The following is a 22,218-nucleotide window of genomic DNA, read 5'->3' on the forward strand; positions in this document are numbered from 1 at the left end:
CAACGAAGGACGATAGCCCCGTGCCGAGAATTCCCGCCCGCTGGGCCGCCGCCGCTGCCGGTGGCGCTGCCGCCCTCGCCCTGCTCACCCTCAGCGCCTGCACCGGCCAGCCGGTGACCGCGACAAGCGGCGGCACCGCCCAGGCGGGTGCCGACACCGGTCGCACCTACGCCCTCGTTGTGCACGCCGTGCCCGGCGACGCGTTCTGGGACGTCGTGAAAAGCGGCGCGCAGGCCGCCGGGGCGCTCTACGGCTCCACCGTCACCTACCAGGGCGACCCCGATGTGCAGAAGCAGAGCCAGCTGATCGAAACCGCGATCGCCGACAACGTCGACGGCATCATCGTGTCGATGGCCAACCCCGACGGCCTGAGCGGGGCGCTGGCGGATGCCGTCGCCGCCGATATCCCGATCATCACGATCAACTCCGGCGCCGAAGAGTCCGCCGCGCTCGGCGCACTCACCCACGTGGGCCAGGGCGAGTACCTGGCCGGCCAGGGTGCAGGAACGAAGCTCACCGAGGCCGGCGCGAAAAAGGTGCTCTGCGTCATCCACGAGGCCGGCAACGCCGGGCTCGAGGACCGCTGCGCCGGGGCCGCCGACACCCTGGACGGCAGCATGACCAACCTGCAGGTCGACATCGCCAACCTCGCGGATGCGCAGAACACCATCAAGAGCGCCCTGTTGGCCGACCCCACGATCGACGGTGTGCTCACCCTCAACTCCGCGGTGGGAGTGGCGGCTGCCCAGGCCCAGGTGGAGGCCGGCAGCGACGCGCAGATCGGCACCTTCGACGTGTCCGCCGACGTCACGCGGTTGATCGCCGACGGCAGCATCCTCTTCGCCGTCGACCAGCAGCCCTACCTGCAGGGCTACCTGCCGGTGAGCTTCTTCGAGCTGTTCTACACCAACGGCAACGTCGTGGGCGGCAGCCAGCCGGTCTACTCCGGGCCCGGCTTCGTCACCAAGGAGAACGCCGGCCAGGTGGCCACGTTCGCGGGGCTCGGCACCCGATGACAAGCCTCGCCCCCGCCCCGGCACGGCCCGGCAGTGACGAACGGCTGGCCGCGAGGCATCCGGTGGCCCGACTGCTGCGCCGGCCGGAGATGGGCGCCCTCGTGGCCGCGCTGGCCATCTTCACCTACTTCTCGCTGGCCACCAACGCGTTCCTGTCGCCGGCCGGAGCGGCCACCTGGCTGTACTCCGCGTCGCTGTTCGGCATCATGGCGGTCGCCGTGGCGATGCTCATGATCGGCGGCGAATTCGACCTCTCGGCCGGCGCGATGACCGGCACGACCGGGCTGCTGGTGGGCGCGTTCACCACCCAGTACGGCATGAACCTCTGGTTCGCCATGCTGCTGGCCCTCGTGATCGCCCTCGCGGTCGGGGCCGCCAACGGCTTTCTGGTGGTGAAGACCGGCATCCCGAGTTTCATCGTCACCCTAGCCACCTTCTTCATCCTGCAGGGAGTGAACCTCGCCGGCACCAAGCTGATCACCGGCCAAGTCGCGATCCAGGGCATGACCCTGGTGCCAGACTTCGCGGCCGGCAAGGCGATCTTCGGGTCGACGATCCCGGTGCTGGGGCTCGACCTCAAGGTCTCCATCTTCTGGTGGATCGGCATCACCGCCCTGGCCAGCTGGCTGCTGCTGCGCACCCGCTACGGCAACTGGATCTTCGCCATCGGCGGGCAGCTGCAGAGCGCGGTGCAGACCGGCGTGCCGGTGCGGCGCACCCGCATCGGCCTGTTCATGGGCACGGCCGCTGCCGGCTGGCTGGTGGGCATGCTCTCACTCTTCGACGTGGCAACCGTGCAAGCCACCACGGGCATCGGCCAGGAGTTCGTCTACATCATCTGCGCCGTGGTCGGCGGCTGCCTGCTCACTGGCGGCTACGGCTCCGCGATCGGCGCGGCCCTCGGCGCGTTGATCTACGGCATGATCCTGCAGGGCATCGTGTTCGCCCAGTGGGACAACAACTGGCTCAAGGCCTTTCTGGGCGGGATGCTGCTGCTCGCGGTACTCGTGAACCTCTCGGTGCGCCGGCAGGCCGGAGTGCGGGCATGAGCGGCGCGAACCCGGCCGCTGCCATCCTGGCGGTGCGCGGCATCGGCAAGGTCTACGGCTCGGTCATCGCGCTCACCGACATCTCCACCTCGGTGAGCGCGGGCGAGGTGCTCTGCGTGCTCGGCGACAACGGTGCGGGCAAGTCCACGCTGCTCAAGGTGCTTGCCGGGGTGCATCCGCACTCGACCGGCGAGCTGCTGCTCGACGGCGAGGCCGTGCGATTCGACGGACCACGGCAGGCGCTGGATGCCGGCATCGCCACGGTGCACCAGGACCTCGCGATAGTGCCGTTGATGCCGGTCTGGCGCAACTTCTTCCTCGGCGCCGAACTGAGCGCCGGCCGCGGACCGTTCTCCCGGCTCAAGGTCGCCGAGATGCGGGCGCACACCTCAGAGCAGCTGGCTCGCATGGGCATCGACCTGCGCGATGTCGACCAGCCCATCGGCACCCTGTCGGGCGGTGAGCGCCAGTCCGTGGCGATCGCCCGGGCGATCTACTTCGGCGCTCGGGTCGTGATCCTCGACGAACCCACCTCAGCGCTGGGCGTCAAACAGGCCGGGGTGGTGCTGCGCTACGTGGCACAGGCCCGCGACCGGGGTCTGGCCGTGGTGTTCGTCACCCATAACCCGCATCACGCCTACCCGGTGGGCGACCGGTTCCTGGTGCTCAACCGCGGCGCCAGCCTGGGCGAGTTCGACAAGGCCGGAATCAGCATCGCCGAGCTGACCCGGCTGATGGCCGGCGGCGCCGAACTCGACACACTCGCCCGGGAGATCGAGCGGGGCTGACCGCCTCAGGGCATCATCCGTTTCGGAGGATAAGGCGGCGGGAACGTCGCCGCTGCTGACATTGCTTGCTACCGTCTGCCGCGTGAGGCCGCCACCCGGTGCGCCCGCCAACCGCTGAGGCAGCGCCGCCACGCGGCCAGGCCCGGCAGAAGGAGAAACTCTCATGGCTACAGGAACAACACCGGTACTGGATGCGGCAGCCGAGATCAACGCCGTCTCACTGTCACGCACCGACCTCGACCCGCGCACGCTCATGATCGCCCGCATCTCGGCCCTCGTGGCGGTGGATGCTCCGGTCGGTTCGTACCTCATGCATATCGGCCCGGCGGCGGAAGTGGGGCTCACCGTTGACGACGTCGAGGACGTTCTGGTGGCCGTGGCGCCGATCGTAGGAACGCCGCGGCTGCTCGCGTCGGCCCGAAAGATCGCGGAGGCGTTCGACCTTGCGATCCAGATCGGCGCGGAAGACGACATCCAATAGCCCGCCGAAACCCACCACCGAACCGACACCAGCGAAGGGTCGTCCGACGTGAAGAAGATGGTCTTGGCCGGAGCCGTGCTGCTTCTCCTGACCGGCTGTGCATCGTCGGGCAGCCCGACGCCATCGCCCACGCCGGCAACGACCTCGACGGCCGGGTCGACATCGACGTCGACGCCCGGAGAGACGGGCGCGACGCCGAACGCCGACCAGGTCACCTGGGCCGGCAACGTCTGCAGCGACACGACCGCGCTGCAGAACGAGGTGCAGGCGCTGGCGGCGGCGGCTGCGGCCGGTGGCAGCGGGGTGGGCCAGGCCATCTCTGACCAGATGACCCAGATTTCGGCGTCGGTGGGCACCCTCGTCGAGACGGTGAAGTCGGCGCCGACGGGAACCGGCGACGACCCGGGCTATGCCGCGGTGCGCAGCTCGACCGACAAGGTGGACCAGTCGCTGCAGAAACTGCAGGCCAGCGCGAGCCAGGTCGAGGGTGCCACCGGCGCGGCCCTGATCACCGCGCTCGGGACCGTCGTCGTGGACACGGGCACGGTGCTCACCGATATCGCGGCCACCGTGACTGCCATCACCACCGCCATGAAGGATGCCTCCAGCACCCTGGGCCAGTCCTTCCGCGCCGCTCCCGATTGCGCCACCCTCACCGCCCCCTAACCGGTCACGCACCCAGCGCCGCTGGTCGAGCCTGTCGAGACCCGCTGACCCGGTCTACGGGACGCGCCCGCTCCGTCGGTCGAGCTTGTCGAGACCTGGTGACCCGGCTTGGGGAGCCGCCCGGTGTCATTCTGGTCACTGCCAGAGGCCTTCTCGCGGGATCTCGACAAGCTCGATCGGCGATGGGGTCCCGCACCCGTCCGTCGGTCGAGCTTGTCGAGACCTGGTGACCGGGTCTGCGGGGAGCCGCCCGGTGTCGTTCTGGTCGCGACCGTAGGCGTTCTCGCGGGATCTCGACAAGCTCGATCAGCGATGGGGTTCCGCCTCCGTGCGTTGGTCGAGCTTGTCGAGACCTGGTGACCCGGTCTGCGGGGAGCCGCCCGGTGTCGTTCTGGTCGCGGCTGTAGGCGTTCTCGCGGGATCTCGACTGGATCGATCAGCGATGGGGTCGAGATTCAGGAACCTCCATCAGCGGACGGGCTCTATCGCCCTCAGCGAAATCTCAGCCACCGCCGGGAATGAAACCCGCCCCCCAGCGTTGACTTGAGTCGAGGGCACTCAAGTTTTGGTTTCCCTCCTCGTTTTGAACTCCCAGGAGGTTGCTTTGCCTACATACTTCGGTCCGACCGGATCCGAGAACGGCTCGTTCGACGAATTCCTGGCCCGCTACCTGCAGGGCCAGCGGTCGGGCCAGTCGGGTCGACCCATCGAGATCACCCGGCTGCTCAGCCGTCGCACCCACGAACTCCTCGTGCAGGCCGCCCAGTACGCGGTCGACCACGGCCACGCCCACGTCGACGCCCTGCACCTGCTGCGCGTCATGGTCGAACAGGAACCCGCCGCTTCGGCCATCCGCCGTGCCGGTGGTGACCCCGCTGCCATTGCGGCCGACGCCGAACAGCGCCTGCCGGAATCCAGCGACCGGGAAGCCCAGTCCGCCCCGGGCCTGACTCCCTCGGCTCAGCGCGCCCTGCTGGACGCACATCAGGTGGCCCGCGCCTTCGGCTCCACCTACATCGACCCCGAGCACCTGTTCTTCGCCTTCGTGGTGAACCAGGACTCGCCCGCCGCTCGCGTGCTCGCCGAGTCCGGTGTCACCGCCGAGTCCCTGCAGGCCGGCGCTCAGCAGGCCGAAGCCGACGAGGCCAACGCCGCCGCCGGCACCACGGCCACGGGCAGCACCTCGAACACCCCGATGCTCGACACCTACGGCATCGACCTCACCGAGCGCGCCCGCTCCGGCAAGCTCGACCCGGTGATCGGCCGCAGCGACGAGATCGAACAGACCGTCGAGATCCTCTCCCGGCGCACCAAGAACAACCCGGTGCTCATCGGCGAGGCCGGCGTGGGCAAGACCGCCGTGGTCGAGGGCCTCGCCCAGGCCATCGTCGACGGCCTCGTGCCCGAGCAACTGCGCAGCAAGCGCGTCATCGCGCTCGACCTGCCCGCCATGCTCGCCGGCACCCGGTACCGCGGCGACTTCGAAGAACGCCTCACCAAGACCATGGATGAGATCAGCGAACGCAGCGACGAGATCATCGTCTTCATCGACGAGCTGCACACCGTGGTCGGAGCCGGCGGCGCCGGCGAGGGCGGAATGGACGCCGGCAACATTCTCAAGCCGCGCCTGGCGCGCGGTGAGCTGCACGTCGTGGGCGCCACCACCCTGAACGAATACCGCAAGGTCGAAAAGGACCCGGCGCTCGAACGGCGCTTCCAGCCCGTGCGAGTGGGCGAGCCGAGCATCGACGACGCCGTGCAGATCCTGGCCGGGCTCCAGGGCCGCTACGCCGAGCACCACTCGGTGCGGTACACGGATGCGGCCATCCGCGCCGCCGTGGAAATGAGCGCCCGGTACATCCCCGACCGGTTCTTGCCCGACAAGGCCATCGACCTGATCGACCAGGCCGGCGCTCGCGCCCGCCTGGCACTCGGTTCCCGGGTCGACATCGATGGCCTGCGCGAGCAGCTTGCCGGAGTCGAGACCGCGAAGACCATCGCCGTCGCCGCCGAGGCCTACGAAGAGGCGTCCCGGCTGCGGGATGAGTCCGAGGCGTTGAGCGAGAAGATCGAGACCGCCGAGGCCGACCAGGCCGCGGATGCCGGAAAGCCGGCGCCGTCCGCCGTGGTGGACGAGGCCGAGATCGCCGCGATCATCGCCCGGGCCACCGGTATCCCGGCCAGCCGCCTCACGGCGGGGGACCGCGAACGCCTCGTCACCCTCGAAGACGACCTGCACCAGCGGGTCATCGGCCAGGACGACGCGGTCACCGTGATCGCCAAGGCCGTGCGCCGCAACCGCACCGGCATGGGCGACGCCTCCCGCCCGGTCGGTAGCTTCCTCTTCCTCGGCCCGACCGGGGTGGGTAAGACCGAACTGGCAAAGACCTTGGCGCAGTCGCTCTTCGGCGACGAGAAGGCCATGCTGCGCTTCGACATGAGCGAGTTCAGCGAGCGTCACACCGTCAGCCGTCTGGTCGGCGCCCCTCCCGGCTACGTCGGCTACGACGAGGCGGGCCAGCTCACCGAACACGTGCGGCGCAACCCGTACTCGGTGGTGCTGCTCGACGAGATCGAGAAGGCGCACCCGGACGTCTTCAACCTGCTCCTGCAGGTGCTCGACGACGGCCGCCTCACCGACGGTCAGGGTCGCACGGTGGACTTCCGGAACACCGTGGTCATCATGACCTCGAACATCGGTTCAGAGGTTCTGGCCAGCCGCAGCGGTGCGCTCGGCTTCACCGCCGACCTGGACGGCGCCGGCAACGGATTCGGCTCGGAGAAGGCACTGCGCGACCGGGTGATGGCCAAGCTCCGCGAGGCCATGCGGCCCGAGTTCCTCAACCGCATCGACGAGGTCGTGCTGTTCCGCAAGCTCGACCAGCCGCAACTGCGCCAGATCGTGCGGCTGCTGCTGACTCAGACCGAGGCCCGCCTGGCCGCTCAGGGTCACGCGCTCACCGTGAGCGACGAGGCCGTGGACTGGATCGCCGAGACCGGCTACGAGCCCGAGTACGGGGCCAGGCCGCTGCGCCGGGTCATCCAGCGTCAGCTCGACGACAGGATTGCCGACCTGCTGGTGGCCTCCGAGCTCGGTGACGGCGGAGTCGTGGCCGTGACCGTGCAGGACGGCGCGCTGCGGGTGAACGCCGAGCCGGTGCGGATGCCGCTGGCCGCGTAACCCGCAAACGACAAGACCCAGCCGTGCCCTCAGGGGTGCGGCTGGGTCTTCGTCGTTAGTGGCGGCTACAGGATGAAGAGCATCTCCTGGTAGGTCGGCAACGGCCACAGGTCGTCGGCCACGATCTCTTCGAGAGCGTCGGCCGCCGTGCGCACCGCGGCCATCGCGGGCAGCAGGGCGTCGCGGGCGTGCTCGGCCTCGGCCAGAGCCTCGTGGCCGGTCTCCTCAGCCAGGGCGGCCTTGAGCGTGGCCAGGGCGTCGCGCAGCTCGGCGATCGGGCCGCTCACCGCCAGCAACGGAGCAGTGTCGGCGTCCACGCCGGCAGCCTTGAGGGCGCCGACGTTGACCGCGACCTCGGTCTGGTGCCGCACCGCGGCCGGGAGAATCTGGGTGGTCGCCATCTCCAGGGTGAGGCGGGCCTCGACGCTGATGGTGAGGGCGTACTGCTCCAGGCCGATCTCGTAGCGGCTGTGCATCTCGCGGTGGTTGAAGACCTTGTACTTGTCGAACAGGTCCATCGCGGATTCGGTGATCAGCTCGGGTAGGGCGTCGAGCGTGGTGCGCAGGTTCGCGAGTCCGCGCTTCTCGGCCTCGATCGGCCAGGCATCCGAGTAGCCGTCACCGTTGAACACGACAGCGCCGTGATCGGTGATGATCTGGGTGAGCAGGCTCTGCACGGCGGTGTCGAAGTCGGTGCCGGCGGCGACAGCGGCTTCGAGGTCGGTGGCGATGTAGTCGAGCGACTCGGCCATGATCGTGTTGATGGTGACCATCGGGCCGCTCACGGTCTGCATCGAACCCGGGGCGCGGAACTCGAACCGGTTGCCGGTGAAGGCGAACGGGCTGGTGCGGTTGCGGTCACCCGGGTCGGTCGGCAGCTGCGGGAGCGTGTCGACGCCGATGATCATGGTGCCCTTGTCCTTCGACGAGGTCGCCGGTCCCTTGGCCAGCTGCTCGAAGACATCCGCCAGCTGGTCGCCGAGGAAGATCGAGATGATCGCGGGCGGAGCCTCATTGGCGCCGAGGCGGTGGTCGTTGGTGGCCGACGCGACCGACACCCGCAGGAGGCCGGCGTACTTGTGCACGGCGCGGATGACCGCGGCACAGAAGACCAGGAACTGGGCGTTGTCGTGCGGGTTGTCGCCGGGCACCAGCAGGCTGCCGAGCTGGTTGTTGCCGAGCGAGAAGTTGACGTGCTTGCCGGAGCCGTTGACGCCCTGGAACGGCTTCTCGTGGAACAGGCAGGCCATGCCGTGCTTCTTGGCGACGGTCTTGAAGGTGGTCATCAAGAGCTGCTGGTGGTCGGCGGCGATGTTGCCGCGCTCGAACATCGGCGCGATCTCGAACTGGCCGGGAGCGACCTCGTTGTGGCGGGTCTTGGCGGGGATGCCGAGCTTGAACAGCTCCCGCTCGGTGTCCATCATGAAGCCGAGCACACGCTCGGGGATGGCGCCGAAGTAGTGGTCGTCGAATTCCTGGCCCTTGGGCGGTTTGGCGCCGAAGAGGGTGCGGCCGGAGTTGAGCAGGTCGGGGCGGGCGAGGAAGAAGTGACGGTCGACCAAGAAGTATTCCTGCTCCGGACCGCAGAACGAGACGACCTTGGCCGGCTTGACGTGGCCGAACAGACGCAGAATGCGTTCGGCGTGCTCGCCCATGGCCTGCTGCGAGCGCAGCAGCGGCGTCTTGTGGTCGAGGGCCTCACCGGTCATCGAGACGAAGACGGTGGGGATGCACAGGGTATTGCCGTTCGGGTTCTCCAGAACGTATGCGGGGCTGGTGACGTCCCAGCCGGTGTAGCCGCGGGCCTCGAAGGTGTTGCGCAGGCCGCCGTTGGGGAAGCTGGACGCGTCGGGTTCACCCTGCACCAGGGTCTTGCCGGCGAACTCGGCGAGTGCGGTGCCATCGCCGACGGGTTCGAGGAAGCTGTCGTGCTTTTCGGCGGTGAGGCCGGTGAGCGGGTAGAAGACGTGCGCGTAGTGCGACGCGCCCTTCTCCATCGCCCAGTCCTTCATCGCGGAGGCGACGGCGTCGGCGACGAGTGGGTCGAGCATGGCGCCGTGTTCGATGGTGGCCATCACCGACTTGTAGACCAGCTTCGGCAGGCGCTTCTGCATGACAACGCTGCTGAACACGTTCTCGCCGAAGATCTGGCCGGGGGTTTCAGCGTCAGTGAAGCTGACGGCCGGGGGCACATACGCCTCGACATCTCTGATCGCCTGAAGGCGCATGGCATTTCCACTCATTGTTACCCCTTTGTGCTCGCAAGACTCCGCGCCGGGTTGCGGAATCCGGTGCCCCAAATCTAGGGAGCTTGTATGCCGGTCAGGTTTCGGCCGCGTGACGGATTAGCTTCGGTGACCGGCCAAACAAGCCCAGGTCACCCCGTGCGGGGGACGAAGGCCGGCGCGAAACCCGACCGGGCCACCAGCGGCTAAACTGGTCGTTTGATTTGAGGGGTGTTTGAGTGGTCGATCGAGAGCTCGCGCGGGAACAGGACTACGTCGCAACGCTGTACGCGCGACTCGACGCACTGCAGCGGGAGGCCGAGGGCCAGTTGAAGGCCGTGCGGATGCTCGACGTCGGTGGCAACCACCAGTCCCGGTCGGAGCGCGACACCTTCGCCCGCACCTACGAGGACCGCATCGTGCAGCTGCGCGAGGTCGACGACCGGCTCGCCTTCGGCCGGTTGGAGACCGCGCCCGACGACGACGGCGCACCCGTCTACCGGTATATCGGCCGGGTGGGCCTGCGCGATGAGAACCTGCAGCCGATCCTGCTCGACTGGCGGGTGCCGCAGGCCAGCGCCTTCTACCAGGCCACCGCAGCGACGCCACTGGGCGCCCGGTCGCGCCGCCATCTGCTCTCCAGCGGGCGCCGCATCATCCGCATCGAAGACGAGATCCTGGATGCCGCGCTGCTCGAGGGTGACACCGCCGCGCTGCACCAGGGCGAGGGAGCGCTGCTCTCGGCCCTGACCGCCCAGCGCACCGGGCACATGACCGACATCGTCTCGACCATCCAGGCCGAGCAGGACCGCATCATCCGGTCGGGGCTCAACGGTGTGCTCGTCGTGCAGGGCGGCCCCGGCACCGGCAAGACGGCCGTTGCCCTGCACCGGGCGGCATATCTGCTCTACACCCACCGCGACCGGCTGCAGAACTCCGGTGTGCTGATCGTGGGCCCGTCCACGTCGTTCCTGCAGTACATCGAGGCGGTGCTGCCCTCGCTCGGCGAGACCGGCGTTGTGCTGGCCTCTGTGGGCCAGCTGTTCCCCGGGGTCGAGGCAAACCACGAAGACGCCCCCGCGGTCGCCGCACTCAAGGGCCAGACCTTCATGGCCGACCTGATCGCCCGTGCCGTGAAGAGCCGGCAGAAGGTGCCGGCCGCCAGCCAGAAGCTGCTCGTGAACGGCGACACTCTGGTGCTGAAGCCACAACTGATCGAGTCGGCCATCCACCGTGCCCGTTCCGGCGGCAAGCCGCACAACGAGGCCCGGGTGGTCTTCGTCAAGCACGCCCTCAACTCGCTGGCCCGGGAATGGCTCGAACAGCTCAAGAAGCAGGGTCGGTCGATGGACGACACCGACTTGCCGATGCTGCGTGAAGACCTGCGCCTGGCCGACGACGTGCGGGTGGCGCTGAACACCGCCTGGTTGCCGCTCACACCGCAGAAGCTCGTGCAGGACCTTTATGCCCGCCCGCAGTGGCTCGAGCAACTGACCCCGCGCTGGCGTGCCGCGCAGCGCGCCCTGCTCTACCGCACCCGCGACGCCGAGTTCACGATCGCCGACATCCCGCTGCTCGACGAGGCCGCCGAGCACCTGGGGGAGTACAGCGCCGTCGACGCCGCCCAGAAACGTGAGGCCAAGGAACAGCGCAAGCGCGACATCGAGAACGCCGAACTGGCGATCAAGAACATGGACGTGAAGGGGCTCGTGAACGCGAAGGCCCTCGCCGACAATTTCGCCGAGCTCGGCGACCGGGCCACCACTGCCGAACGGGCCGCTCTCGACCGCAGTTGGACCTACGGGCACGTGATCGTGGACGAGGCGCAGGAACTTTCCCCGATGCAGTGGCGGTTGCTGATGCGCCGCGGTCCGCGCCGGTCGTTCACGATCGTGGGTGACATCGCCCAGGCTGCTGCGGCCGCTGCGGCCAACAGCTGGCGGGAGGCCCTCGCGCCCGTGCTGGAGGCCTCCTTCGAGGCCGACCGCTGGCGCCTGGAAGAGCTCACGGTGAACTACCGCACGCCCAGCCAGATCGCCGAGGCCGCCGAGAGCATGGCGGTGGCCCACGGTCTGCCGATCACGGCGTCACGCACCGTGCGCGCGAGCGATTGGCCGGTCGAGGTGCTGACGGATGCGCTCGACGCCGTGCGGCGGGAACGCGCACTCGGTGTGGGCGGCACCGTGGCCGTGATCGTGCTCGAGCCCGAGATCGATGCCCTCTACCAGGCGTTGCGGGCCGAGTTCGGTGACGCCATCGGTCGGGGTTCCGCCGGTCTGCTCCGTGACATCGCGGTGCTCACCCCGCATGACTCCAAGGGCCTCGAATTCGACGCCGTGGTCGTGGTCGATCCGGCCGCGATCGTCGCCGCCTCGGAGCGGGGTGCTGGCGCACTCTACGTGGCGATGACCCGGGCCACCCAACGTCTCTACCTGGTGAGCGACGGGCCGTTACCGGCTGGGTTGGACGGCCTGAACTAGCACCCGCTGGCGCCGAGCCTCCGCCTTCGGGTTATGCCCGGATCCGCACGATCCAGCCGACAATCGTGCCGTGGTGCGCGCGCGGCTCCCGCACGCTCAGCACGCTGTGCTGCATAGCCCCGCCGGTTTCCGGAACCAGCCCGCGCTCCGCCGGGTCTTCCGACGGGTGATAGCGCACCGAGATCTGGTCGATCCGGGCAACACGGCCGGAGAGGTGCGTCCACGTCGGGGCGCCGGGGGTGCCGCGCAGTGCGTCGGCGTAGGTGTCCCGCTGCAGGGCGACGGCTCGCCTGCAGGCGAACAAGCGGGCCATCCAGTCCTGATCCATCGGCACGAGGGACCAGGCGACGTGCTGGTCGAGTGCGACGTCGAAACGGCCCTCGGCGACCTGCCATGCGGTCAGCCAGATATCCGTGTCGTGGGATCCGGCGACCGGGGGAATGTCCTCCGCATCGACCGCGCGTGCTTCTTCCGACACGAGTGGCTCGTGGGAAGCGCTGAGATGCACGCGGGGAATAGCCATTTCACCAGAATAGGCAAAACGCTGCCTCCGGGCAGGCACTCGGTCCCTCGCTTCAGCAGGGAGCCGATGCTCAGGACATCGGCCGGAACGCCTGCAGGGTGGCGAGCAACGCCTCGGGGGTGAAGGACGCCGGATTGCGGATCGCCTGGATGGACGCGCCCTGCACCAGGGCGACAACCGTGGCCGCGAGGTCGTCCCCGGTGGTTCGCGAGGCCACGCTCCCGGGTGCGCTGTCGGTGACCAGCTCGCGGCAGACCGGCAGGAACGCCTCCAGGTAGCGCCCGAACGACGCCTCGATGCGGGGACGGAAGAGGTCGTCGCGCCGGGCGAAATAGAACGCGAAGAGCAAATCGACGGCGGCGTGATACTGCTGCAGGCGCTCCAGCTCGCCCCGGATCATCCGTTCGAGCCGGTCCCACGGTGCCAAGACAGCCAGGTCCGGGGCGGTGAGGGCGTCGAGCGTGCCATCGAGCAGCGCATCCAGCAGAGCCTGGAGCAGGCCGTCTTTCGACTGGAAATGGAAGAACACCAGCCCGGGGGAGATTCCGGCCGCCGTGGCGACCCGGCGGGCGGTGACGGCGTCGAGCCCCTCGGCGACGGCGATGTCGTACGCCGCGGCAAGAATCGCGTCGCACCGCTCTTGTTCCGACTTCTTCGGTCCGCCCACGGATCAGTCCTGGGCGCTGGGCTGGGTGCTGCGCTGGGTGCGCTGCGCGGCGCGGTACTCGCGCCACGCCTTCCAGGCGCCGGTCGACCAGAGCGCCCAGAGCACTAGAACCGGCTGGAAGAGCAACCGGATACTGCGGTCCAGATCGGTGTTCAGGCCGAAAGAATCGGTGTGGGTGACCAGCTGGGAGATGTTGCCGGGGAAGATGGCGACGAAGAAGGCGGCGACGATCCAGCCCACCTGCACCCGGTAGCGCCCCAGGGCGAGGAGCGAAGCGCCGAGCAGGATCTCGACGATGCCGGAGGCCACCACGACGAAGTCGCCGTCGAACGGTAGCCAGGTGGGAACCTGCGCCAGGAAAGCCTCCCGGGCCACAGTGAGGTGGCCGATGCCGGCAATCAGCAGGAAGGCGCCGAGCACCAGCCGGAAGAGAGTGCGGAGGATTGTGGTGCGCTTCTTCTGCGGGGCGAGGAGGGTCATGGTGCGGCTTTCGAGCGGGGCGGATGGGGCGCCCTCAGACTACATTGATCACGCGGTCAATGATCAACCGGTCAGTACCAGGTCGGCGCTACGGATGGGCCAGCTCGCGGCCGGAATGCCGTCGCCTAGCTGGCGGCAGCCACCAGCGCCGCCACCTCGGCGTCGGGCCTGGCCTCGAACACTCCCCACATCACGTGGGTGGGTCCGCTGCCGTCGCTGCCGGCCACCGACGGGCGGCTGATCCACCGGTTCGCCGCCGCGGCGGCGCCCAGGGCTGCCAGGGAGGGCGCGATCGTCGTCTTGCGCAGCGAACCGGCGACCACGCTGCCGTCGCTACCCAGCTTCCAGCCGCGGCTGCTGGCCAGCACCTGGCCTACTTCTTCATCGGTCAACCAGCGGGAAAAGCTCCGACCGGGCGGGTCGATCTTGGTCAGCTTCATGCAACCACTGTAGTCACGGCGCATAGCCCGCGACCCCGGCGTACCCTGAGCGAATGACCCCCGAGCACAGTTTCACGGCGGCCCAGGTGCGCGAAGCCGAAGAGCCGCACCTCGCCCGCGGCGAACCGTTGATGCAACGGGCAGCGACGGCCCTGGCCGAGGAGGCCGCCGCGCTCCTGGAAACTCGGCGCGGGGGAGTCGCCGGCGCGCACATGCTGGTACTGGCAGGGGCCGGGAACAACGGCGGGGATGCGCTGTACGCCGCCGCCATCCTGGCCGGTCGCGGCGCCCTGGTGAGCATCCTGCCCACCAGCGATCGGCTGCACCGGGCCGGCCTCGAAGCCGCTCTGGCGGGTGGTGCGGCGCTCCGGCCGCTTGATGAACCGGCCGATGCCATAACCGATCTGGGACGGCGGAGCGACGCCATTCTCGATGGCATCCTGGGGACCGGCACCTCTGCGAGCCCCGCCCTGCGCGGTCGGGCACGAGACGTCGTGGCCGCGCTTCTCGGGGTCACCGACGGCCCCGCGTCGCCACCCCTCGTGATCGCGGTGGACCTGCCCAGCGGCATCCACCCCGATGACGGATCGGTGCCAGATGCCACCGTGCTGCGAGCCGATGTCACCGTGACCTTCGGCGGCTGCAAGACCGGGCTGGTGCGCCGGCCCGGTGCGGACTACAGCGGCCGGCTGGTCGTGGCCGACATCGGCATCAGCGCAGATCTGGAACGGATTCGGCGGCGCGATCTGGGGTGACGGCAGCGACCACCCGAGCGCGCAGTTCGTTGCTGCGCTCGGTGAAGCCGCGCTGCCGGCGCACGTACTCCGCCTTGCCGGCTGGCGTCTCAATAGCCACCGGCACAGTTCCCCAGTCCCCGAGGTCGTACGGCGAAGCCTGCATATCGAGTTCCCGGATGTCGCGGGCCAGGTCGAAACAGTCCAGCAGCAGGTCGCCCGGAATCAGCGGCCCGAGCTTGATCGCCCACTTGTAGACATCCATACCCGCGTGCAGGCAGCCGGGCTGCTCGAGGGTGGGTTGGTTCTCCCGGCTGGGAAGCACCGGATGAGCCTGCTCCGAGTTGAGGTCGACCGCAGCAGGAGTGAAGAACCGGAAGGCATCGAAGTGGGTGCAGCTGATGCGGTGTGTCTCCACCACGGCGTCGGTGTCGCCCTGACTGAGGCGCAGCGGGGATTCATGCCGGTGTTCGCCCTGCCGGTAGACCATTGCCCACTCGTGCAGGCCGAAGCAGCCGAAGTTGCCGGCTCGCTGCGCGGTGCGCGTGAGCAGTCCGACGATGAAGCGGATGCTGCGCTCGTTCCTGGTGTGGAAGGCCGCCACGTCGACCGACACGTCGTCGCCGTCCGTCAGGTACCACTTCCAGGTGGCGCGCTCCTCGTGGGCGGCGTTCTCCAGCACGACGTTGGCGCCCGGGTGCCAGCGGCGCAGCAGGCCGGGCCGGAACGGGTAGTAGGTGAAGAGAAAATCGTCGACCGGATGCGTGCGGCCGGTGCCGGCGCGTTCCCGGCGTCCCCGGGTGGCGGCATCTGCCCGATCCTGGTGCTCCCGTTCTCGTTCGAGCCACTCGGATCGCGGAAGCCGCGGGGTGGGAGTCGAAGGAGGAATCGGCACAATTCGAGGGTACTCGGGCCGGAATGTTGCCGAACGCGTCGCGTTGGAGACGTTCACCGAATATAGTAGGAGTGCGGTGGAACAAAGTTCCGCCATGCAGAACGCGCGCTCAAGCGCGATTCGGAAGACGTCATCGACGCAGAAGACTCACAGAGGAGCACTACAATGACCGCGAACCCCTTCGACCTCACCGGCAAGGTTGCCATCGTCACTGGCGCCAGCAGTGGCATCGGACTTGCCATGGCCGAGGGTCTCGCCGCCGCCGGCGCCGACATCGTGGGCGTCAGCGTCAACATGCCCATGGTCGGCAGCGAGGTCTCCCAGCGCGTTGAGGCGCTGGGTCGCACCTTCACGCCGTTCGACACCGACTTCGCCGACCGTGCCGCCATCACCGCACTCGGTGAAGAGCTTGCCGCGCTGAACGCCGACATCCTGATCAACAACGCCGGCACCATCCGCCGTGCGCCGGCCGCGGAGCACTCCGATGAGTTCTGGGACGAAGTGATCAACGTGAACCTGTCGTCACAGTTCGTGCTCAGCCGCGCCGTCGGTGGCAACATGGTCAAGCGGGGCCACGGCAAGATCATCTTCACCGGCTCGCTCCTCAGCTTCCAGGGCGGCGTGAACGTACCCGGCTACACCGCCTCCAAGTCGGCCGTCGTCGGTCTGGCCAAGGCTCTGGCCAACGAATGGGCAGTGTCCGGCGTCAACGTGAACGCCATTGCTCCCGGCTACATCGCCACCGCGAACACGACCGCGCTGCGCGAAGACGCTGCCAGGTCCAACGCGATCCTCGAGCGCATCCCGGCCGGCCGCTGGGGTCAGGCTTCTGACCTGGTCGGCGCCGCGGTGTTCCTGTCCAGTAGCGCCTCCGACTACGTGAACGGCATCACCCTCCCGGTTGATGGCGGCTGGCTCGCTCGCTAGTCACTTGCTCAATGGGGTTCGCCCCACGCATCCCGCTTTCGTCTCGCCGACGGAGGCGGGATGGCTGCGTTAACCGTGCCGCGATCAGGGGCAGTCGTGCCGCCGCGTGGAACATAATTCCGCAGAAAGGGCCGGGCGGCACGACTCCGACCTGATGGGCTACAGCGCCGGCACGCGTTCGCCCTCGAGGGGCGCGTCCGGCGGGGTGCCGTCGCCGAACGGCCGGCCGCCCAGTGCCTCGCGGCCGTGCGGGGTGAGCCAGACGGCGGCATCCGGACCCTTAGGCACAATGCCAGTGGGGTTGATATCGCTGTGGGTCACGTAGTAGTGCTTCTTGATCTGCTCGAAGTCGATGGTGTCGCCGAATCCCGGCGTCTGGAACAGGTCGCGGGCGTAGGCCCAGAGCACCGGCATCTCGCTGAGCTTGTTGCGGTTGCACTTGAAGTGGCCGTGATAGACCGCGTCGAACCGGGCCAGGGTGGTGAACAGCCGGATATCCGCTTCGGTGATGGTGTCGCCCACCAGGTAACGCTGGCCGGACAGTCGCTCTTCGAGCCAGTCCAGGCGTGCAAAGAGTGTGTTGTAGGCGCGCTCGTACGACTTCTGACTGCCGGCGAAGCCACATTTGTAGACCCCGTTGTTGACGTCGTGAAAGATCAGCTCGGCCACCTGGTCGATCTCCGCGCGCAAGGCCTCGGGGTAGAGGTCGGGGGCGCCGGGTCGGTGATAGTCAACCCACTCGGTTTCGAGGTCGATCGTGATTTGCGGATAGTTGTTGGTCACGACCTTGCCGCTGGGCACATCCACGATCACCGGCACTGTGATGCCGCGCTGGTAGTCGGGGAAGCGGGCGAAGTAGGCCCGTTGGATGCGGTCGATGCCGAGGACCGGGTCGACGCCGTCGGGGTCTAGGTCGAAGGTCCAACTGTTCTTGTCGTGGGTCGGTCCGGGCAGGCCGAGGGAGATGACGTTCTCCAGTCCCAGTAGACGACGCACGATCGCCGTGCGGTTCGCCCACGGGCAGGCCCGGGCTGCCACCAGTCGGTAGCGCCCCGGTTCGACCGGCCAGCCGTCGCGGCCATCGCGAGTGATGCGGTCCTCGATGTAGTTGGTGTCGCGGTTGAAGGCTTGGCCGGGTTCCACGTAGCTGGGAGTGAGATTGCTCATAAGAGAACGCTACGCGACAACCCCGTGCGTATGCATGGAAAACCGACCCGGGTGGGGAGGAGCCGATCAGCCGCGCAGATGATGAAGCGGCCAGCCGGTCGCTGTGGTGAGGGTCTCGAGTAGCGCCTGGGCCGCGGCGTGTGCCTCCGCAGTGCCGCGTAGGTCGTAGACGTCGATCGCGAGCGGAGGAGCCTCACCGAACTTCGGGGTGTCCACCTCGACCCGACCTCCTTCCGGCAGGGCCACGAAGGCGTGCGCCGTGTGTGCGCCCGACACCGCCGAATTCAGGGCGGTTGCGATGACCCGCAAGGTATCCGGGGAGGTCATGTGGATGTCGGCGACGATTGTGGCGAGGTGGTCCATGGCTGTCCTTCGGTTTGTCGGGAACAGGGCCAGCGTAACCCGAGCCGACGCGGCGGTGACCGCTGGGCCGACACGGGCCTTGCGCTGGCACCTCATCCCGGATATTCACGACCTCAACGGATGCGATGAGCACCCGGCTACCGGTCCGTCCCCACAACCCCGCATCGGACTCCTGGAAGGGATTGTCAACATGGTCGCAGCTGAACCGCCCACTCTCACGGACTGGGAGGTCGACGAAATTGACCGGGCCAATGCGTCCGGACTCACTCCCGTGGTGTTCGTGCACGGACTCTGGCTGCTCTCGAGTAGCTGGAAGCCGTGGCGTGACCTGTTCGAAGCCAATGGCTTCATCACCATCGCGCCCGGCTGGCCCGACGACCCGCGCACGGTCGAGGAGGCGTACGAGTCGCCCGATGCCTTCGCCCACAAGATGGTGCAGCAGGTCACCGACCACTATCTGGGGGCCATCTCCCGACTCACGCTCAAGCCCGCCGTGATCGGGCACTCCTTCGGCGGCCTGATCGCGCAGAAGCTGGCCGGCGAGGGGGTGGCATTCGCCACCGTGAGCATCGACAACGCCCCGTTCAAGGGAGTGCTGCCGTTGCCGGCCTCCGCCCTCAAATCGGCCGCTCCCGTGCTCGGCAATCCGGGCAACCGCGGAAAGGCGATCTCGCTCACCTTCGAGCAGTTCCAATACGGCTGGGCCAACAACCTCGACCTGGCCGAAGCGAAGCACCTTTACAGCGAATACCACGTGCCCGCCGCCGGTGCGCCGCTGTTCCAGGCGGCGGTGGCCAACTTCAATCCGTTCGGCGGTGAGACCCGGGTGGATACGAAGAATCCCGACCGCGGCGCCCTGCTCGTGCTGGCCGGCGAAAATGACAACACTGTTCCCCTGGCGATCACCCGCGCGAGCTACAAGCTGCAGGCCAGGAACGAGGGCATCACCGAGATCACCGAGATCCCCGGTCGCGGGCACTCCCTCGTGATCGACAGCGGGTGGCGCGATGTGGCCGATTTGGCTTTCGGGTTCATCAGCCGGTTCGTACCGGCCCGATCGGCCGGCTGACTCCGCGGCAGCGAAGTGGTCGGCCCGGATCGACAGAGCGGAGGGCACAATGAGCGCACGATTCCCGATCATTTACGTGCGCGGGTTCGCCGGTGGCCAGGGCGCCATCGACGCCGCGGCGGATGACCCGTTCTACGGTCTCAATGAAGGGTCAGTACACGTGCGGGTGGGAGCGAACGGTACTCCGCGGTTCCACCAGTATGAAGGGCCGCTGATCCGGCTGATCAAGGACCAGGGCTACGACGTGCGCATCGAGGGCAGTCAGCAGCAGGTGCTGCTCGATGCCGAGCCAGGCACGCTGCGCACCGACTCGGTGTGGATCTACCGGTTCTACGATGCGGCGGCCCGCACCTTCGGCACTCCGCCGCGACCGTACGACATCCGTTCGGCCGCGAAAGGGCTGGTCGACTTCATCTGGCTCGTGCGGGAGAAGACCCTCGGCCACCCGCCGGTGTATCTGGTGGCGCATTCGATGGGTGGGTTGATCTGCCGCACCGCGTTGCAGGTGGGGCTGAAGGACCCGCGTATGTCGGTCTCTAAGCTGTGCACCATCGGCACGCCGCACGGTGGCATCGACCCGCAACTCGGTGGACCGATCGGCGGCTGGATCATCAATACCTTCGGCCCGCAGGGGTCGCGCATCTTCGCCCCGGAGTACATGCGGGAATACCTCTATCCCGACGATGCCCCCGGGCCGGCCAACGGCGACACCCGGCGGCTGAGCGGCGCGTTCACCCCGGACCGAGTGCTCAGCATCGTGGGCACCAACGCGCGCGACTATGACGTGGCAGCCGGGCTGTCCAGCACACTGATGGGCGTGCAGAGCGACGGGCTGGTCGCCATCCGCAACGCTTACGTGGTGGGGTCGGCGCGCGCCTATGTGCATCGGTCGCACTCGGGCCGGTATGGCCTGGTGAACTCAGAAGAGGCGTACCAGAACCTCAAACGCTTTCTCTTCGGCACCCTGCGAGTTGAGATCGGGTTGCAGGGGTTGAGCTTCGAGGACGCCCGGGTCTGGCAGGCGGAGGTGCGGTTGGCGATTCGCAAGCTCCCGGTGCTCATCCACGAGCAGACGGCAGACCACTACTGCCCGGTTGACCTGAATGCGGAGGCGAAAAGGATTCCCACGCCGATGTCACCGGTTCCGTTGATCACGGCCTTCCTGATTCCCACGGCCCAGCACGTGGCGCGATATGCGCTCGACCTCAAGCTGCTCTCGCTCGAAGAGCGCGGCGGGCTGTTCGGCTTCGGCGAGCACCTCGAACAAATCGGGGACTGGCAGGACTCGCTCATCATTGAGGTACAACTCACCGAGGCCGGCGCCCTCGCCCACATTCAATGGGAGTGGAACAGCACTCTGGTGGAGCGGCCCGGCGCCGCCGAACTCTCCAACACCCTGGAGTGGGCGTCGGGACGGGCCGCAGACGGCAGCTGGCATCCGGTCATTCCGTTGCCCAACGTGGCTGCGCGGCTGCTGGGCGACGAGGCCGCGCTGGCGCTCACGGTCACGCACTGGCAGTGACCACATGCTGTCCGCGGCTGTCCGCGGCTGGCCTCGCGCTCCGGCCGGGACAGGTCGATAATCGAGTCACGATAAAGCAACCCAAGATCAATGTGGATCTGGACGCCTGGTCCGGACAGTGAGGAGTATCACCATGAGCACGAAGCTCAACCCCTATCTCGGCTTCCGTGACAACGCCCGACAGGCCATGGAGTTCTACCAGACCGTTTTCGGCGGCGACCTGACCGTGAGTACGTTCCGGGACTTCCACGCCAGCGAGGACCCGGCCGAGTTAGACAAGGTCATGCACTCCGCGCTCGAGACCCCCACCGGGTTCAACCTGATGGCGTCTGACACCCCGAATTCGATGGACTACAAGCCGGGCAACAACTACTCGGTATCGCTGAGCGGCGAGGACGAGACGGAGCTGCGCGGGTACTGGGACAAACTGGCCGATGGCGGTGCCGTGACCCTGCCGCTGGAGAAGGCGCCGTGGGGCGACAGCTTCGGCATGTGTGTCGACAAATTCGGGGTGGCGTGGATGATCAACATCGCCGGAACGCCTCCCGCGCAGTAGGCTCCGTTCGTCCGGCTGGAACGAATGTCTTGGAGGCTGTGCCCATGTCGCGAATCATGCGGTTCGATCACGTCGGAGTCACGGTGCGGGATCTCGAGCGGGTGACGGCGTTCTTCGTGGGCCTCGGCCTTGAGATCGAGGGCCGCGCATTCGTGGAGGGCGAGTTCATCGACACCGTCATTGCGATCCCGGACTCCCGCACGGAGATCGTCATGATGAAGGCACCCGGGGGAGGTACCGGAGTGGAGTTGTCCAGCTTCGTTCGGCCCGACCCCGTTCCGGGTTCGGCCGACGCCATGGCCAACGAGCTCGGGCTGCGCAGTTTGTCGTTCGAGGTCGACGACCTCCAGGCACGGGTGGACCGGCTCGCCGCGGACGGGTATGGTCTGGTCGGCGGCATCGGTGAGTACGAGGATGTCTGGCGGATGGCGTACGTGCGCGGTCCGGAGGGCATCATCGTTGCCTTGGCCGAGCGGATCGGCTGATATCACCGCCGGTGAGCGGCGCTGGTGCGATCACATACCCTTCGGGAAGCCCATCGAGCGCAACTCCGGGGCCAGGTTCTGCCATTGCCACACGCGTTCGGCGTCACGGGCGCCCTCACCGCCGTGCAGGCCGAGCGCCTTGGCAGCGTAGGTCGCCGCGTGCGGCGCATGATTGAACATGTGAGCGACAGCAACGGCTTGCCCCGCTGCGCGCGCAGCAGCAACGGCGGCCATCGCGCCCGCGTCGTTCGCATCGCGTGCCGCGGCGTGAGCCGCGAAAGCGGCGTTGCGGCAGGCAGTCATCGGGAGCTCGCCGCGCTCCCACGCGCGCAAGGCGGCGATCGCCGCGCGGGGCCGATCATCGCGGGGCCGCAACTCCTCGAAGATCGGCAGGGCGCGTTCGGCGGATGCCGCCGCCCAGCGCGCGATCGCGTGGTGAATCGGCGGCTGGGGGTTGGCCCATTTCTCGTGCGGTTGTCCGTCCACCCCCTAATAGTCTCAGCT

At 68.0% G+C, this 22,218-nt stretch carries 22 protein-coding genes; 13 read left to right on the forward strand and 9 right to left on the reverse strand.

The window, feature by feature from the left end; genetic code table 11:
- Window positions 1-20: 20 nt before the first annotated feature.
- From CTB96_RS10965 to CTB96_RS10990, 6 genes are all read left to right on the forward strand, one after another.
- Window positions 21-1,016: a sugar ABC transporter substrate-binding protein gene (locus CTB96_RS10965; RefSeq protein WP_248283341.1), complete on the forward strand. Its 996-nt coding sequence runs from the start codon at window positions 21-23 to the stop codon at window positions 1,014-1,016.
- On the forward strand, window positions 1,013-2,065 hold the full coding sequence (locus CTB96_RS10970; protein WP_110126950.1) for an ABC transporter permease: 1,053 nt from the start codon (window positions 1,013-1,015) through the stop codon (window positions 2,063-2,065). The genes CTB96_RS10965 and CTB96_RS10970 overlap by 4 nt, the downstream gene beginning before the upstream one ends.
- Window positions 2,062-2,853, forward strand: coding sequence for an ATP-binding cassette domain-containing protein (locus tag CTB96_RS10975; protein ID WP_110126951.1), 792 nt, complete (start codon window positions 2,062-2,064; stop codon window positions 2,851-2,853). The genes CTB96_RS10970 and CTB96_RS10975 overlap by 4 nt, the downstream gene beginning before the upstream one ends.
- Before the next feature lie 163 nt (window positions 2,854-3,016).
- Complete coding sequence (locus CTB96_RS10980; protein WP_110126952.1) at window positions 3,017-3,334, forward strand: carboxymuconolactone decarboxylase family protein; 318 nt, start codon at window positions 3,017-3,019, stop codon at window positions 3,332-3,334.
- 48 nt (window positions 3,335-3,382) lie between these two features.
- Window positions 3,383-4,000 (forward strand): hypothetical protein, encoded by a 618-nt coding sequence (locus tag CTB96_RS10985; protein WP_110126953.1) that lies wholly within the window; start codon window positions 3,383-3,385, stop codon window positions 3,998-4,000.
- 604 nt (window positions 4,001-4,604) lie between these two features.
- Window positions 4,605-7,181, forward strand: coding sequence for an ATP-dependent Clp protease ATP-binding subunit (locus CTB96_RS10990; RefSeq protein ID WP_110126954.1), 2,577 nt, complete (start codon window positions 4,605-4,607; stop codon window positions 7,179-7,181).
- 65 nt (window positions 7,182-7,246) lie between these two features.
- Here the strand turns inward: CTB96_RS10990 and CTB96_RS10995 are convergent, their stop codons facing one another.
- Window positions 7,247-9,424 (reverse strand): glutamine synthetase III family protein, encoded by a 2,178-nt coding sequence (locus CTB96_RS10995; RefSeq protein ID WP_110126955.1) that lies wholly within the window; start codon window positions 9,422-9,424, stop codon window positions 7,247-7,249.
- Window positions 9,425-9,645: 221 nt separating this feature from the next.
- Between CTB96_RS10995 and CTB96_RS11000 the strand changes: the two genes are divergently transcribed.
- Window positions 9,646-11,886, forward strand: a complete 2,241-nt coding sequence (locus CTB96_RS11000; RefSeq protein ID WP_110126956.1) for a UvrD-helicase domain-containing protein — start codon at window positions 9,646-9,648, stop codon at window positions 11,884-11,886.
- A 31-nt stretch (window positions 11,887-11,917) separates the two neighbouring features.
- Here CTB96_RS11000 and CTB96_RS11005 read toward each other — a convergent pair whose 3' ends face one another.
- From CTB96_RS11005 to CTB96_RS11020, 4 genes are all read right to left on the reverse strand, one after another.
- Window positions 11,918-12,409 carry a DUF6578 domain-containing protein gene (locus tag CTB96_RS11005; RefSeq protein WP_146215800.1) on the reverse strand — a complete coding sequence of 164 codons (492 nt, stop codon included), beginning with the start codon at window positions 12,407-12,409 and terminating at the stop codon, window positions 11,918-11,920.
- Between the two features lie 70 nt (window positions 12,410-12,479).
- Complete coding sequence (locus CTB96_RS11010) at window positions 12,480-13,076, reverse strand: TetR/AcrR family transcriptional regulator (RefSeq protein WP_110126958.1); 597 nt, start codon at window positions 13,074-13,076, stop codon at window positions 12,480-12,482.
- 3 nt (window positions 13,077-13,079) lie between these two features.
- The gene (locus CTB96_RS11015) at window positions 13,080-13,556 is read right to left on the reverse strand and encodes a DoxX family protein (RefSeq protein WP_110126959.1); all 477 of its coding nucleotides are present in this window, start codon (window positions 13,554-13,556) and stop codon (window positions 13,080-13,082) included.
- 125 nt (window positions 13,557-13,681) lie between these two features.
- Complete coding sequence (locus CTB96_RS11020) at window positions 13,682-13,996, reverse strand: hypothetical protein (RefSeq protein WP_110126960.1); 315 nt, start codon at window positions 13,994-13,996, stop codon at window positions 13,682-13,684.
- 53 nt (window positions 13,997-14,049) lie between these two features.
- Between CTB96_RS11020 and CTB96_RS11025 the strand changes: the two genes are divergently transcribed.
- A complete protein-coding gene (locus CTB96_RS11025) occupies window positions 14,050-14,751 on the forward strand; it encodes an NAD(P)H-hydrate epimerase (protein ID WP_110126961.1) in 702 nt (233 codons plus the stop codon).
- Here the strand turns inward: CTB96_RS11025 and CTB96_RS11030 are convergent.
- Window positions 14,708-15,625 carry a 3-methyladenine DNA glycosylase gene (locus CTB96_RS11030; RefSeq protein ID WP_248283342.1) on the reverse strand — a complete coding sequence of 306 codons (918 nt, stop codon included), beginning with the start codon at window positions 15,623-15,625 and terminating at the stop codon, window positions 14,708-14,710. The genes CTB96_RS11025 and CTB96_RS11030 overlap by 44 nt on opposite strands.
- Window positions 15,626-15,790: 165 nt before the next feature.
- Here CTB96_RS11030 and CTB96_RS11035 point away from each other — a divergent pair, with 165 nt between their 5' ends.
- Window positions 15,791-16,552, forward strand: a complete 762-nt coding sequence (locus CTB96_RS11035) for an SDR family NAD(P)-dependent oxidoreductase (protein WP_110126962.1) — start codon at window positions 15,791-15,793, stop codon at window positions 16,550-16,552.
- Window positions 16,553-16,711: 159 nt separating this feature from the next.
- On the opposite strand, the gene CTB96_RS11040 is transcribed toward CTB96_RS11035, so the two are convergent.
- Together CTB96_RS11040 and CTB96_RS11045 are read right to left on the reverse strand one after the other, a co-directional pair.
- A complete protein-coding gene (locus CTB96_RS11040) occupies window positions 16,712-17,719 on the reverse strand; it encodes a glutathione S-transferase family protein (protein ID WP_110126963.1) in 1,008 nt (335 codons plus the stop codon).
- Window positions 17,720-17,785: 66 nt separating this feature from the next.
- Window positions 17,786-18,082: a hypothetical protein gene (locus CTB96_RS11045; RefSeq protein WP_110126964.1), complete on the reverse strand. Its 297-nt coding sequence runs from the start codon at window positions 18,080-18,082 to the stop codon at window positions 17,786-17,788.
- A 190-nt stretch (window positions 18,083-18,272) separates the two neighbouring features.
- On the opposite strand from CTB96_RS11045, the gene CTB96_RS11050 reads away from it, so the two are divergent.
- From CTB96_RS11050 to CTB96_RS11065, 4 genes are all read left to right on the forward strand, one after another.
- A complete protein-coding gene (locus tag CTB96_RS11050; protein ID WP_110126965.1) occupies window positions 18,273-19,151 on the forward strand; it encodes an alpha/beta hydrolase in 879 nt (292 codons plus the stop codon).
- 49 nt (window positions 19,152-19,200) lie between these two features.
- Window positions 19,201-20,673 (forward strand): esterase/lipase family protein, encoded by a 1,473-nt coding sequence (locus CTB96_RS11055; RefSeq protein WP_110126966.1) that lies wholly within the window; start codon window positions 19,201-19,203, stop codon window positions 20,671-20,673.
- A 133-nt stretch (window positions 20,674-20,806) separates the two neighbouring features.
- The gene (locus tag CTB96_RS11060) at window positions 20,807-21,229 is read left to right on the forward strand and encodes a VOC family protein (RefSeq protein ID WP_110126967.1); all 423 of its coding nucleotides are present in this window, start codon (window positions 20,807-20,809) and stop codon (window positions 21,227-21,229) included.
- A gap of 44 nt (window positions 21,230-21,273) precedes the next feature.
- Window positions 21,274-21,714, forward strand: coding sequence for a VOC family protein (locus CTB96_RS11065; RefSeq protein WP_110126968.1), 441 nt, complete (start codon window positions 21,274-21,276; stop codon window positions 21,712-21,714).
- Window positions 21,715-21,744: 30 nt separating this feature from the next.
- On the opposite strand, the gene CTB96_RS11070 is transcribed toward CTB96_RS11065, so the two are convergent.
- Window positions 21,745-22,200, reverse strand: a complete 456-nt coding sequence (locus CTB96_RS11070) for a putative immunity protein (RefSeq protein ID WP_219993259.1) — start codon at window positions 22,198-22,200, stop codon at window positions 21,745-21,747.
- Window positions 22,201-22,218: the final 18 nt, after the last annotated feature.

Source organism: Cryobacterium arcticum (assembly GCF_003185895.1).
In the GTDB taxonomy this organism is placed as follows: Bacteria; Actinomycetota; Actinomycetes; order Actinomycetales; family Microbacteriaceae; genus Cryobacterium; species Cryobacterium arcticum.